Source organism: Pseudomonas sp. TNT2022 ID642, assembly GCF_028656995.1.
Classification (GTDB): Bacteria; Pseudomonadota; Gammaproteobacteria; order Pseudomonadales; family Pseudomonadaceae; genus Aquipseudomonas.
In genome coordinates, this window is record NZ_JAMDGW010000007.1 from 669,818 (window position 1) to 683,271 (window position 13,454).

Below are 13,454 nucleotides of genomic sequence, written 5' to 3' on the forward strand. Positions count from 1 at the left end.
GGATTTTTTTCAAGTGCACGACCGATCAGCGGTACGGTAAAGTGCCGCCCCATGAAATTCTCCCGTTCCGATCGTTCACTGCTGGCCTGGATGCTCTATTGCTGCGTCCTGTTCAACGTGTTCGCCTGCAGCATCGGTCACGGACAAATGGTCGGCATGCAGTTGAACGGTATCGGCGGCCAGTTCTGTACGGTCGACCCGGCCACTCAAGCGCCGCTCGCCAGCAATCCCACTGAAGAAAAACTGCCCACCCTGTCCAAGTCGTTTGGCTGCCCGCTGTGCTCGGTCGGCGGCGGCATGGGCCCGGCGTTCAATTCCAGCCTGACGCTGGCGATCCTGCCGGAACAACACAGCCCGCCGCTGGCGCCCATCGTCAGCGCCGACCTTCCTGCCCGCTTCACCTGGCCTTCGGCCAACCCTCGCGCCCCGCCGCTCGCCTGAGTGTCTTTGCCTTTTTGATTTGTCAGCCCACTGCGCCAACGCGCGGCGTTCGCCTGTGCGCTGACTCCTAGACAAGCATTCAGGATTCAATGATGAAACAACTCACTCTACTGGCGAGCCTGTGCGGCTGCCTGTCCGTTAACGTCTGGGCGCAATCCACCGTGGATCTGGCGCCGATCACCATCGATGGCGAGTCCGGCGCAGAGCCAGGCCTGAGCCTCGAGCAATCCAGCGGCATGGCCTCACGCCTCGGCTTGAGCGTGCGCGACACACCCGCCTCGGTGGCCATCGCCAATCGCAACGACATCGAGCGTCATGGTTCACAGAACTTTCAGGACGCCGCCAACACCCTCCCCGGGGTTAACGCCAGCGCACCGCCGGGGTTCGGCGGGTTCGTTTCCTATCGCGGCTTCACCAGCAGCCAGATTACCCAGATGTTCAACGGCATCAACGTTTCCGGCGGCCTCGCGCGGCCAGTTGATTCATGGATCTACGACCGCGTGGAACTGGTCGGCGGCCCGTCATCGCTGATCAACGGCGCAGGCTCGGTCGGCGGTTCGCTGAACTACGTGACCAAACTGGCGACCCGCGATGAACAGGCCGTTGAAGGCCGGGTCAGCTACGGAACCTACGACACCACCGAAACCGCTTTCGGCCTCAATCATGCACTGACCGAGCCGAGCGCCGACGTGCAGCACTACGCGCGACTCGACGTCAGCCACAACACCAGCAACGGCTACATCGACCGCCAGGAGCGCGATGCCTGGAGCGTGGCGTTCTCGCTGCTCAGCGATCTCACGCCCGACCTGTCGCACACGTTGGCACTGGAATATCAGGACGAACACGAAGACAGTCCGTACTGGGGCACGCCCGTGCTCAATCCCAAGGCCGGCGAGTTGAAGATCGACAAACACAACCGCTTCAACAACTACAACGTCGAGGACGGCCGGTACGAGCAGCGGACGATCTGGGTCCGTTCGATCATCGACTACCGGATCAACGACAACACCACCCTGCGCAACACGCTGTATCACCTCGACAGCCAACGCGATTACCGCAATCTCGAAACCTACCAGTACAACGCCGACAACACCGCGGTGAATCGCTCCACTGCGTATCAGGTGCGCCATCAGGGCGAGCAGAACGGCAACCAGTTCGAACTGCGTCACGACAACACGCTTTTCGGGCTCGACACGACGTGGTCGGGGGGCTTCGAATACAAGGTCAACCAGACCACCAATTCGCCACTGAACGTCAAAGGCGCGAGCACGGTGGACCCGAACAACTACCGTCCGGGGCACTTCTACGACATTCCCGGCACCAACCCAAAACTGATCAGCGACAAAACCAACGAGGTCACCACCAAAGCATTGTTCGTGGAAAACCGTTTGGCGCTGACCGACAAACTGTCGCTGCTCACCGGCCTGCGCTATGACGACATTGACCTCGACGTGACCAACCATCGCACCGTGACTGCTGCCAACCCCAAGCACCTCAAGCGCAGTTGGGAGCCGGTTACCGGTCGCGCCGGCCTGACGTACCAATTCATTCCATCGGCCAACGTTTACGTGCAATACAGCACCGCCGCCGAGCAACCAAACGGCACACAGGACTTCGACGTCTCCACCGGCAAGCAATGGGAGATTGGTAGCAAGTTTGATTATCTGAACGGGCGTGGCTCGGCGACGATTGCCGCCTACACCATTGAGCGAAAAGACTTTGCCGTAACCGACCCGTTAGATCCGGCCGGCAGTATTCCGGTCGGTCAGCAGACGTCGAAAGGGGTGGAAATCGCCAGTTCGCTGCGGATCACCGACAAGTTGCTGGCCGAAGGCAATTTCGCCTGGGTCGATGCGCAGTACGATGATTTCACCGAAAAGAATGCCGCCGGTGCGGTCGTGTCGCGCAAGGGCAACACGCCGACCAACGTGCCGGATCGGGTCGGCAATCTGTGGCTGACTTATGACTTTTCGCCGCAATGGCAAGGTGGGGTTGATGCGCGGTATGTCGCATCGGTGTATGCGGACACGGCCAACACCATGACCGTGCCGTCGTACACTTTGTTCGGCAGCTTCCTCAGCTACAAGGTGGATTCGCACACCACGGTGACCGGGCGCGTGCGTAACCTTACCAATGAGGTGTATGCCGAATTTGCGCATGTGTCGCCGGCGTATTACCTGGGGACACCGCGCACCTTCGAACTGGCCGTGCAGACGAAGTTTTAAAAGCATCGCGGGCAAGCCCGCTCCCACAGTGTTTGGTGTCGTACATAAAATTTGCATTCGACGACAATACCTGTGGGAGCGGGCTTGCCCGCGATGAGGCCGGGCGCTACAGCCTCTATTTCAGATCAGCGGATACCTTATCCGCCACATCCTTCGGCAACCAGGCCTGCCACACATCCGGGTGTGCCTTCATGAATGCCACCGCCGCATCCCGCGGCGCTGCGTGTTTCTCGCTCATGTCTGCCAACGCCTTGTTCAACGGTTCGATGGGAAAATCCACTTTGCTGAAAAACTCGGCAATCTGCGGATACTGCTTTTGAAACGGCGTAGACACACCAATCGACAGCTTCGAAGCCAGCGACCGGGTCGGTTTCGGATTGGGATTATCGGCGTCAGTCAGCGTCTTCCACGCCTCGGCATCAAACGGCGGCTCTTCCAGTTGCACCAGTTTGAATTTGCCCAGCAACGGCGTCGGCGACCAGTAGTAAAACAGCACAGGTTTGCCACGACGAATCGAAGAGCTGATCTCGGCATCCAGTGCCGCCCCCGAGCCACTGCGGAAGTTGGTGTAATCATCCTGCAAGCCGTAAGCCGTCAACTTCTGCTTGTTGACCACTTCCGAAGTCCAGCCAATCGGGCTATTGAGGAAGCGCCCCTTGCTCGGGTTCTCCGGATCCTTGAACACGTCCTTGTACTTTTTCAGATCACTGACGCTGCGCAGATCCGGTGCCAGCGGCTTGATGCCTTTGGCCGGGTCGCCCTTGATCACGTACTCCGGCACCCACCAACCCTCGGTAGCGCCTTTGACCGTGTCACCGAGACTGACGACCTTGCCTTCGGCCTCAGCCTTGACCCACACCGGACTGCGCCCGGCCCACTCCTCGCCAATGACCTGAATGTCATTGTTGGCCAGTGCGGTTTCCAGCGTGATGGTGGTGCCAGGCAAGGTGTCGGTCGGTAAGCCGTAACCCTTCTCGACGATGATCCGCAGGACATCCGTGATCAGGCTGCCGCTTTCCCAGTTCAGGTCGGCAAAGTGGATCGGCGCCTGGGCGGCCGTCACCGATGGCGCTGATGTCAGCAAACCGAACGTGGCCACGCTGGCGGCCAATAACCGTCGAAATCCGTTCATGCATTGCACCTCGTGCTGTTCACAGCAATGGCAGGTTGGCCTGACAGAAGACCGCAAGCCTCTGAATACTCAGTCAACTGACTGTAGCCGAGGTTCCTGCTTTTTCCGGGCCGCGCTCCGGACGAGGTTATGAATCAGACTTTTCCTGCAGGCTTTGCAGCTCGCGTCTGACCATGCTGGCGTATTCCGCAGGACGCAGTGCGTAGATCTGCGCAGCCAGCCAATTCAGCCAGGCGCCTTGCAGTTCGGCCTTGGCGGCGAATAAACGCCGAGCCTCCTCGCGTGCAGTGTCGAGGTTCTGCGCATGGAAATCCGCGCGGCTCACTCGCTGGCCTTGAACGTCACCAGCTCACCCTTGCGCCACTTGGCGGCTTTGGCGGTAACGGCTTTCAGCGTTTTGGTCAGGCCTTCCTGCAATTGCTGATGGGCGGCGAATACAGTCACCACGCTGTGGCCTTCCTTGAACAGGATCGCCTGCCCGTCAGCGGTTTCGACGAAAGCGTAATCACCCAGTCCGTAAACCGTAAGTTTGATCTCGCGAAAGCGGATATCCATTTTGCCGCCTTCACGGCTGGGCAAGACCGATGCACTGAAATGGTCGCCGACCTTAAGCTTCAGCCCCGGTTTGTCATCGACCACCAAGGCGCTTTCGGTGTCGATCTCGGCCACGTAAATGCCTTCAGCGTTCTGTTCGGTGATGTAAACAAAACGCGACTGGAACAGCTTGACCAGCTTTGCACGCAAATCACCCAACACGAACAAAGCATGCATATCGAGATTACTGACTGCCAAAGAAACATCCCCACATCTGAAAAAACCGCACACGGAAAACGCGCACGGCAAAAAAAACGGCCAGGCCGATGTACTGCAAACAAATCAATAAAGCCCGAATCGAGCAGAGTGCTCATTCAACGCGAGGTTGCTAAGACTACTGGATTGTCACTCGCGAAACTCATCCCGATGTCGCCAAAGCTTGAAGGAAAAATCCTCTGGAGCGGCGAGAGCAGTCTGACTACGAACTTTAGGGAAAATTCTCACGAAAAAAAGCACTTTTCCGACATATCGCTGGCGAAAAATTGCTTTAGATAAGCCCTGTCGTCAACAGGTACTGGCGATTCTAGAGCAGCGATGCTCATTCCGACTACCCGAAACGGCCGGTAAATACCGGCCAACTGATGAAAAGGACTTCATATGTGCACTCGGACCCACTTTGCCACGACGATTGGCGCTCGCATCGAATCGCCGCTGATACTGCGTACCGCCGCTATCGACGAGCAATGTCCACGCTTCCAGGTGGTACCCGCCGGCAACGCTTTTTTCCATATAAAGGAAACATCGACCGGCCGTGTAAGAGGTTTCCGCGAAGATCACAACGAAGCCTGCGCCCTCGCCCGTTCACTTGAATCGAAGATCGAACTCCTGGCGAACGGCTGCCTCAGATAAAGAGAGTGATCGACCGCGCCGTACCGGCGCCCACCGAAGGAGTACACGATGGAACTGCCAGCATACGATCTGAAAACCCTGTTCGATCAACTGGGGTTGCCTTCAGAAGATAACGCAATCGACGATTTCATCGAGGCGCATCCACTGGACGCCAACACCAAACTGATCGACGCCGACTTCTGGTCGCCGCAACAGGCGCAATTGCTCAAGGAATGGTTAAGGGCCGATGGTGAAGAAGCGGTCATGGTCGACGAACTGAATGTGCGCCTGCATCGCGGCAAGTAATCCCGGATCAGTGAAGGCTGTCACATGGCTCGGAGTGCAATTGCGCGAGCCATGCAGCCTTGCACTCCTCAGCCTCGTCGCGGCTGGCAAACGCAGTGCCACGACGTTCGCCATTGAGCAACACCACCCAGCAGACGCTTCGACCCATTGCGCGCAAACCGGCTGGCACGCCACTGCCGATCATCACCGCGACATCAACTTTGCACTGCATGCAGCCCTCCCGAAATCATTAGCACCCTAACTAAGCGGTCAGATTAATGGTTTCTTTCGGTCGGAAACAGCAAGCTCCCTGCACAGATTCATTGCATCGGAAGTAACAATCCCTCAACGCGGCTTTTCCGGCTTATAACCCAGACGCAATCCCCCCCAGTGCCGGCCCTTGATCATGATCGGCACCGACAGGTCATGCATCAGTTCACCGGTGTCGCGGGTGTAGGTCTGCAATAACACCGGTTGCTGATGGCTGCCGCAGCGAATACCGGTGCGATCCGCGAACTTGCGTTTGGTGCGATTGTTCACCGCGTCGACCTGCGCATCGCCGGTCAACGGCTGACTGAACAGCTGATTGTGCGTCGGCACATAACCCTGCTGTGTACAGGCGATGGCGAACACCAGCCCCTCGTGACGCGGCAACAATGGCTCCTGAATCGTCGGCAGCACCTGATCGGTGTAACGGTCGAAACGGGTTTGAAATTTCGCCGGCTGCGTATTCGGTATCGGCTGATACTGGCGATCAAACAGGTCCTCAAGGCTGATCCTGCCCTGCTCGACATCCGCCTCGAACCGCGCAGCAATCTGACTGGCCCCTTCGCGGGCCAGATCGTAGATACGCTGGTGATAGTCATCCAGCCCGACTTCAGCCAAGCGTTCGCTGATGGTTTCCGCCTGCCCTTCCATTTGCACTGCGGCTTCAGCGAGGCGGCGAGTCTGTTGATCGCTGATCGCCAGATCGCTACGCATCTGCTCGATCGCCTTGAACAGGCTGTCGAGTTGTTCGCGATTGGTTTCCGCACCTTGGGCGATTTCACCGACCTGAGTTTCCACCCCGGCGGCCAATCGCGCGATGTTCTCCAGATGCTGGCCGGTGTGCTCGACCTGCTCGACACCGGTCTGCAGATCACTCGACAACTCGCGAATCTGCTCCACTACCTGCGCCGTGCGTTGTTGAATGTCAGCGACCATCTCACCCACTTCACCGGTCGCCGAAGCGGTGCGCGCCGCCAATCCGCGAACTTCGTCCGCCACCACGGCAAAACCGCGACCATGCTCACCGGCCCGCGCCGCTTCGATCGCCGCGTTCAATGCGAGCAGATTGGTCTGGCTGGCAATCGACTGAATCACCAGCGTCACGCGCTGAATATCATCGCTGCGCACACTCAAGGCTTCGATCAATTCACGGCTGGCATTGGCGCGCTGACTGAGCTGATGCATGCGCGAGATCGAATCCACCAGCTCCGTACGCCCCGCTGCGCTGCTGTGATGCGCCTGACTCGCAGCTTCAAGCGCGGCACGGCTGAGTTGTGAAGTGGCGTGTTCGGTCGCGATCATCACCTCGGCATTGCTGACGATCTGCGCCGCCGCATCGAGTTGCGATTCGAGTTTGCTCGCCAGTTCCTTGACCGAAAACGCCACGCCGGCTGCCGACAACGCGTTATGACTGGTGGTGTAGGAAAGGTCGCGGGTCAGGTCGGACATTGCGCTGCCGGTATCGGCAGGCTGGGCATCGGGGATAGCGCGGGAGCGCAGGCGCGGCAGCCAGACAATCAGCACCGCCAGCGGCATGCCAATGTACAGCGACCATTCACCCAGCGTCATGCCGGCCAGCAACAGCATCAGGGCGATGCTTTGCAGGGTCGGTGCGATCCAGCGGTTTTTCGGCAAAAGCACTGGTGCAGGCAAAGCCCCAACCAGAGATCCATCTCTCGTCATATCAACACCCCACGCTTGTTCTCATTGTTGTGACTGCATTAAACGCCACTACAACGCCATTATCCATGGTCCGTTAGTCGTGGGGTCTGTGGCAGGTCAATGGAACGGCTCGGGATTATTGCAGACGAGCAAAAACAAAGATCGCAGCCTCCAGCAACGCCCATGTGGGAGCTGCCGAAGGCTGCGATCTTTTCAAGGCGCCCCTATCGAAAGGGTCACCTCACAGAATCAGGCCTGACGCTGGTGCTTATCGATCTGCTCGTGACGCTCTTGAGCTTCGATGCAGTACTTGGTGGTCGGGCTGATCAGCAGGCGTTTCAGGCCAATGGCCTCGCCGCTGTCATCGCACCAGCCAAAGCTGTCTTCCTTGATGCGCTCAAGGGCTTGTTCCAGTTGTGGCAGCATGCGCTGGTCGCGATCGATCGCGTTTACCAGCCAAGTGCGCTCTTCTTCAACCGAAGCCGCGTCCGCCGGGTCAGCCGGGGTGTCCAGGCTTTCGATGGCGATACGATTTTGCTCAATGCGCTCGTGGGTTTCGACTTTCATGTTCTGCAACAGCTCAGTGAAGAAAGCGTGCTGCTCGGAATTCATGTAGTCATCTGCCGGCATGGCCAGCAACTTGTCCTTTGTCATTGATATCTCTATAAAAAAACGTGCATTAAGGCGAATTAGGGAGCGTTTCGGCGAACCGCGTGCGGTCGGCGAAAAGGCATCGTTTATTGCAAATGCCACCCGGCACTCAATTTACGAGGGGCGGCAGTCTAAGGCCCGAATGAGGCCTCAGCAACTGTAAATACAGGGAATTTGTCCGACAACGTCCGGAAACTGCTCTGACACAGGGTTCACACGGCCATCGGAGTGCGTTTATAGCAAGAAATTCAGTCGAGCGGCTGTATATAGAAGACAAACGGCTAACCGCGCAGCGTTCAGACGCGATTTTTTACCACGCACTGCATCGTTTCAGCAAAGCAAACCCGGAATAGCACCACTACTATCAGGCCCACCGTGTGATCAAACAGCCTTAAGGATGACCTATGCCCCGCCCCGATCTGCCGGCCACCGACGAGGTTTCACTCGCCAGCCCCCCGATCAATGCCGAGCGCCTGCTGCAACTGATCACCGACGAATACGACGCCCTGCCGCGCCAGCTTAAACGCATCGCCAGCTACATCAGCCAGCAGAGCGACCGGATCATGGTCGACCGCATCAGCGACATCGCCCGCGAGTGCGAAGTCCACCCGTCCGCCATCGTGCGCTTCTCGCAACGCTTCGGTTTCAGCGGCTTCAGCGAAATGCAGGCGTTGTTCCGCAGCGCCTACACGCACAAAGCCTCGCCGGTGCAAAACTACCAGCAACGCATCCGCAGCATGATCGCCAACCAGTCGCAGCAAGCCAGCGTCGGCGACCTCGCGCGCGAATGCATCGACGCCACGCGCTCCGGCATCGAACGCCTGGGCCGCGAACTCGATGACGTCGCGTTCGAAAAAGCCGTCGACCTGATCATCAACGCCGACAATATCTACGTCGTCGGCGTGCGCCGCTCCTTCGCCGTCGCCGACTACCTCGTTTACAACTTGCAACACACTCAGAAAAAAATTCATCTGGTGTCCGGGCTCGGCGGCAGTTATCGAGAGCAGATGCGCAGCGTGCGCGCGAATGACCTGGTCATCGCCATCAGCTTCGTGCCCTACGCCAAGGAAACCCAGCATTGCCTGCGCTTCGCCCGCCAGCAACAGGCCAAAACCCTGATCCTCACCGACAGCCACCTCTCGCCACTGGCAAAACTCGCCAACAGCGTATTGCTGGTCAACGAAGGCAGCGCCCTCGCCTTTCGTTCGCTCAGTGCGACGTTGTGTTTGTGTCAGGCGTTGTTTGTGGCGGTGGCGTATCGGCTGGAACTGAATGTCGATGAGATTCACGAACAACCTGGCTTCGACGACTGACAATTGCCTCAGCGTCGGCCAGGTTATGCCTTCCCACCGGTTTGACTAGAACAGATCGGCACACTGAACTCCAAGTCCGTGCGCCGCGTGGCGATTTCCGCCAAATGCCTGGACACCTCCACGGAAACCAGCAGGCGAGGATTGAACTGATGGTTAGATCGGCGGCAAGGAGAAGCGCTCCGCTATTGGATACGGTATTTGATGGCTGCAACGGCTTTGGACCGTCAACTGTGCAAAATCGATAACGTCATCACCCACCAGCCAATGCCGCTCCGGGAAGCTGTATTTGACTGGTTTCGTACTGTCACCATGGCCGACGTACTGAACATTCACGACTTTGTCCGCAAAATGGACAAATGCATGAGGCAAGGTGTCTAGAGTGGCATCTGGCGCCGAGAAAAACCTGCCATCGAAACCATCGAAACAGATTGTCCGGAGAGCAAGATCAACAACCTTGATCAAGCCCGTTGCGGTAATGACGCGTACTCGGTCTGTAAAGGTTTTCTCGGGGTCGTAATCAAGCAGACAAACTGTACATGTTCCAATTTTCAGTTTGTTTCCTTCCAACCTCACATCGATGTTTCCCAGTGAAGTAGCGTCAAACTCCCAGGTCGATATCCGACTCTTTCCCGTTTCAGGCCAAGTGCCTGTTGTCGCGATTTCCAACGACGCACCTGCCGCGAGATGAACCAGATATACAGAGCCCGCGCCTGTAAATCTTGCGGTGGGTGCTTGCTGAGAGAATCCGAGGCAGCAGGGTGTGTCGCCCAGTAAATAGGGGTTGAGCTCGCCAGGTGTTTTTCTGCGTAGAGTTGCCATTGTATTGCTCCGATGATTTGCCATTGGGCCATTTGAAAAAGAGGCATCGCACCTGATCTGCAAGTACAACAAACAGCGTTGCCTCCTTCGCGAGATCAGGTGTTTTCATGGAGTAATTGTCGGCAAACGGATTTCATCACGTGCGGTAGATATATATACCGCCTCGAAAACTATTGCGTTTGGGATACCGGATCAGCGCCCCGCCACCGTCATGTTTGTACCAGGCCATGTTTTGTCGCAGGTGGACTGTCCACTGGCAGAAAGTCGATGAGATACGTAAACAACCCGGCTTCGACGACTGACAATTGCCTCAACGTCAGCTAGGTTATGCCTTCCCACCGGTTTGACTTGAAGGAACGCGTCATGAAACTGATCGGCATGCTGGACTCCCCTTACGTGCGCCGCGTGGCGATCTCCGCCAAACGCCTTGGCATCGACCTCGAACACGAGTCGGTCTCGGTGTTCCGCCACTTCGAGCAATTCCAGCAGATCAACCCGGTGGTCAAAGCGCCCACGCTGATCCTCGACGACGGCGTGGTCCTGATGGACTCGACCCTCATCCTCGACTACCTCGAAGCCAGTTCCGGCAAAAGTCTGCTGCCGACCGATCTGAAACAACGCGCCCACGCCCTGCGCCTGATCGGCCTCAGCCTCGCTGCCTGCGAAAAAGCCGTGCAGCTTTATTACGAACGCAACCTGCGCCCGGCCGACATTCAATACCAGCCATGGGTCGAACGCGTCGAAGGCCAACTCGCCGCCGCGTTCACCGCCCTCGAGCAAGAACTGGAAAAAACCGGCCTGCCCACCGACGGCACCCTCACCCAGGCCGGCATCAGCCTCGCCGTCGCCTGGAGCTTCACCGACCTCGTTGTTCCCGACCAGATCGACACCCGCCGCTACGCCCACATCGCCCAATACACCGCCTACGCCGAAACCCTCGAAGCGTTCGTCAGCACCCCGATGACCTGACCATGAGCACCACCGACACCGCCGCCCCGGCGTTAAAGGAAATCTTCAACGCCGAGCGCTTGCAGCACATCGCCAGCGAAATGAGCGCCGTGTACCCGGCGTTCAAGGCCAAAGCGTTTCTCAAACACGCCCAGGACGGACTCGCTGAATTATCAGTGATGCAACGCATGGCGCGTGTCAGTGAAAGCCTGCACGCCGTGTTGCCGCTGGATTACCAAGATTCCCTCGATGTATTGCGTGAACTCGCGCCAAGGCTGAACAGCGGATTCGTCAGCATGTGCCTGCCGCACTACGTCGCGAGCTACGGCGGGCATGCGTTCGACACCTCCATGGACGCCCTGAAGTATTTCACCACCTTCGGCTCCTCCGAATTCGCCATCCGCCACTTTCTGCGCAGCGACCTCGAACGCTCGCTGGAACGGATGCACGACTGGACCCGCGACGAAAACCACCACGTTCGACGCCTCGCCAGCGAAGGCAGCCGCCCTCGCCTGCCTTGGTCGTTTCGGTTGGAAGCGGTTCAGGCCGATCCGCAGTTGGCCGCCGGGATACTCGATCGGCTGAAGGCGGATGAGAGTTTGTATGTGCGCAAGTCCGTGGCGAATCATTTGAATGATGTGACGAAGGTGCATCCGGAGTGGGTGTTGGACACGATCGAAGGTTGGTCGCTGGAGAACAAGCACACGGCCTGGATTGCCAAGCATGCGTTGCGGAGTTTGATCAAGCAGGGGGATTTTCGGGCGTTGACGGTGATTGGTGCCGGGGCGAAGGCTGAGGTTGAGTTGTTGGATGTGCGGGTTGAGCCGGCGGTGGTGAGATTGGGGGAAGCGATTACGTTGTCGTTTGTGGTGAAGTCGACGGTGGCGCATGAGCAGCGGTTGGTGATTGATTATGCGATTGACTATGTGAAGGCGAATGGCGGGGTTTCGGGGAAGGTTTTTAAGTTGAAGACGGTGGTGTTGCCGGGGTTTGAGAGTGTGGTTGTGGGGAGGCGGCAGGTGATTAAGGATTTTACGACTCGGAAGCATTTTGAGGGGCGGCATGGGGTTCGGGTGATGGTTAATGGGGAGGTTTTGGGTAGCGCTGCGTTTGACATTGTTGCTGGATGAGGCTGTGTATGGATTCGTTGATCTGGCAGTACTCGGAGTCATAGAGAATTGCGCATCGGGCGGCTTCGGCACTTAGCCGACCGTCAAAAACTATTTTCACTCAGCTCTTATAAGATGTCATTTAGATAAAAATTACAGGCTGTATACTCACAATCGGTTTCGAGACTCTGGTTGGACACATGAAAGACAATGCTGGTGGAGAGCGTGCATCAACACGCTTGCGCTGATCTTTTAATAATATAACTATTACTTCTTGGAGGAAAAATGCCAGCGACTCTAGTAGATGACTTAACGGGCAAAGAAACCATCTGGCGCTACATGACTCTAGATCGCCTTATTAACATATTAGATGATAAAGCTTTATTTATGACTGGTTTGAGCTCATATAGTGAGAGCGATCCATATGAGGGGTATCCCCCGCCTGCCGTACTTAAACAAGTCAAGAAACACTGTCCACCCGCCATGTATTTGTCGCATGACGCTAGTAAGGCGCAAGACCTAAATAACTTAAAAGTATTTGCTCAGAGAATCTTTCACTCGCGAGTAGTTTCTTGCTGGTATCAAGGCGACGAAGAGTCAGAAGCAATGTGGAAGATATACGGTGACACCGGAAAGGCGATTGCAATCCGCACAACTGTAGAGAAGCTTGCAAAAGCATTGGGTAACGAATTTCATGGAAAAATTGCAAGAGTAGTGTACGTCAATTACGCCAAAACCACGCGAGAGGATTATGAGGTTGTGATGACCGCACATGCTGAAAATGTACTTCTCGATCCTATTTACAAGAGGCATTCCTATGCTCACGAAAGAGAGGTCAGAGCTTATACGCAAATCAAAGATGCGAAAATTGACGATCCAAGCACATATAAATCGTACTTAGCCCCAATAGATTGCGCTTCAATGATCGATGAAATTATTGTCTCCCCGTTTTGTGGCGACGCGTACGTCAAGGCTACTAACGCGGTTGCTACATTATTCGGGTTTGAGAACAAGGTTAGACAGTCAACGTTGATTTCTGACCTAACACCAATTTACTCGGCATTAGAATCGAATATTTAAATTTTCTAGCACGACTCTTACATTCACTGTTAAAACTAGTTTTATTGGATCGCTCAAAATTTCAAAGGCGCATCACGGGGTGCAGAAAAACTTAAATCTA

General features: G+C 56.6%; 15 protein-coding genes. 8 read left to right on the forward strand and 7 right to left on the reverse strand.

The features are described 5' to 3' along the window. Window positions 1-51 precede the first annotated feature (51 nt). Window positions 52-441, forward strand: a complete 390-nt coding sequence (locus M5G26_RS08905; protein WP_038366437.1) for a DUF2946 domain-containing protein — start codon at window positions 52-54, stop codon at window positions 439-441. 92 nt (window positions 442-533) lie between these two features. After that, window positions 534-2,666 (forward strand): TonB-dependent receptor, encoded by a 2,133-nt coding sequence (locus M5G26_RS08910; protein ID WP_273915057.1) that lies wholly within the window; start codon window positions 534-536, stop codon window positions 2,664-2,666. A gap of 115 nt (window positions 2,667-2,781) precedes the next feature. Here the strand turns inward: M5G26_RS08910 and M5G26_RS08915 are convergent, their stop codons facing one another. The 3 genes from M5G26_RS08915 to M5G26_RS08925 all read right to left on the reverse strand — a co-directional run bounded on the left by M5G26_RS08915 (window position 2,782) and on the right by M5G26_RS08925 (window position 4,590). Next, window positions 2,782-3,798: an ABC transporter substrate-binding protein gene (locus M5G26_RS08915; protein WP_134173841.1), complete on the reverse strand. Its 1,017-nt coding sequence runs from the start codon at window positions 3,796-3,798 to the stop codon at window positions 2,782-2,784. Between the two features lie 127 nt (window positions 3,799-3,925). Beyond that, window positions 3,926-4,123 carry a hypothetical protein gene (locus M5G26_RS08920; RefSeq protein ID WP_034152423.1) on the reverse strand — a complete coding sequence of 66 codons (198 nt, stop codon included), beginning with the start codon at window positions 4,121-4,123 and terminating at the stop codon, window positions 3,926-3,928. Continuing rightward, window positions 4,120-4,590 carry a hypothetical protein gene (locus M5G26_RS08925; protein ID WP_122607149.1) on the reverse strand — a complete coding sequence of 157 codons (471 nt, stop codon included), beginning with the start codon at window positions 4,588-4,590 and terminating at the stop codon, window positions 4,120-4,122. Before M5G26_RS08925 ends, M5G26_RS08920 begins: the two co-directional genes overlap by 4 nt. Before the next feature lie 399 nt (window positions 4,591-4,989). Here M5G26_RS08925 and M5G26_RS08930 point away from each other — a divergent pair, with 399 nt between their 5' ends. Then, entirely contained in the window at window positions 4,990-5,241 is a 252-nt protein-coding gene (locus M5G26_RS08930) for a hypothetical protein (protein ID WP_273915058.1), read from the forward strand. Window positions 5,242-5,289: 48 nt separating this feature from the next. After that, window positions 5,290-5,526, forward strand: coding sequence for a DUF2789 family protein (locus M5G26_RS08935; protein WP_141127663.1), 237 nt, complete (start codon window positions 5,290-5,292; stop codon window positions 5,524-5,526). Between the two features lie 7 nt (window positions 5,527-5,533). Here the strand turns inward: M5G26_RS08935 and M5G26_RS08940 are convergent, their stop codons facing one another. The 3 genes from M5G26_RS08940 to M5G26_RS08950 all read right to left on the reverse strand — a co-directional run bounded on the left by M5G26_RS08940 (window position 5,534) and on the right by M5G26_RS08950 (window position 8,088). Continuing rightward, the gene (locus M5G26_RS08940) at window positions 5,534-5,737 is read right to left on the reverse strand and encodes a hypothetical protein (RefSeq protein ID WP_273915059.1); all 204 of its coding nucleotides are present in this window, start codon (window positions 5,735-5,737) and stop codon (window positions 5,534-5,536) included. A 113-nt stretch (window positions 5,738-5,850) separates the two neighbouring features. After that, window positions 5,851-7,455 (reverse strand): methyl-accepting chemotaxis protein, encoded by a 1,605-nt coding sequence (locus M5G26_RS08945; RefSeq protein WP_273915060.1) that lies wholly within the window; start codon window positions 7,453-7,455, stop codon window positions 5,851-5,853. 228 nt (window positions 7,456-7,683) lie between these two features. Beyond that, window positions 7,684-8,088, reverse strand: coding sequence for a TraR/DksA family transcriptional regulator (locus M5G26_RS08950; protein WP_008084239.1), 405 nt, complete (start codon window positions 8,086-8,088; stop codon window positions 7,684-7,686). A 401-nt stretch (window positions 8,089-8,489) separates the two neighbouring features. Between M5G26_RS08950 and M5G26_RS08955 the strand changes: the two genes are divergently transcribed. Further along, window positions 8,490-9,398, forward strand: a complete 909-nt coding sequence (locus M5G26_RS08955; RefSeq protein ID WP_273915061.1) for a MurR/RpiR family transcriptional regulator — start codon at window positions 8,490-8,492, stop codon at window positions 9,396-9,398. Between the two features lie 153 nt (window positions 9,399-9,551). Here the strand turns inward: M5G26_RS08955 and M5G26_RS08960 are convergent, their stop codons facing one another. Then, window positions 9,552-10,217 (reverse strand): hypothetical protein, encoded by a 666-nt coding sequence (locus M5G26_RS08960; RefSeq protein WP_273915062.1) that lies wholly within the window; start codon window positions 10,215-10,217, stop codon window positions 9,552-9,554. A gap of 363 nt (window positions 10,218-10,580) precedes the next feature. On the opposite strand from M5G26_RS08960, the gene M5G26_RS08965 reads away from it, so the two are divergent. The 3 genes from M5G26_RS08965 (at window position 10,581) to M5G26_RS08975 (ending at window position 13,354) form a co-directional block, all read left to right on the forward strand. Further along, complete coding sequence (locus M5G26_RS08965) at window positions 10,581-11,186, forward strand: glutathione S-transferase (protein ID WP_273915063.1); 606 nt, start codon at window positions 10,581-10,583, stop codon at window positions 11,184-11,186. Between the two features lie 2 nt (window positions 11,187-11,188). Next, window positions 11,189-12,295 (forward strand): DNA alkylation repair protein, encoded by a 1,107-nt coding sequence (locus M5G26_RS08970; protein ID WP_273915064.1) that lies wholly within the window; start codon window positions 11,189-11,191, stop codon window positions 12,293-12,295. Between the two features lie 264 nt (window positions 12,296-12,559). Beyond that, complete coding sequence (locus tag M5G26_RS08975; protein ID WP_273915065.1) at window positions 12,560-13,354, forward strand: DUF2971 domain-containing protein; 795 nt, start codon at window positions 12,560-12,562, stop codon at window positions 13,352-13,354. The last annotated feature ends 100 nt before the right edge of the window (window positions 13,355-13,454 follow it).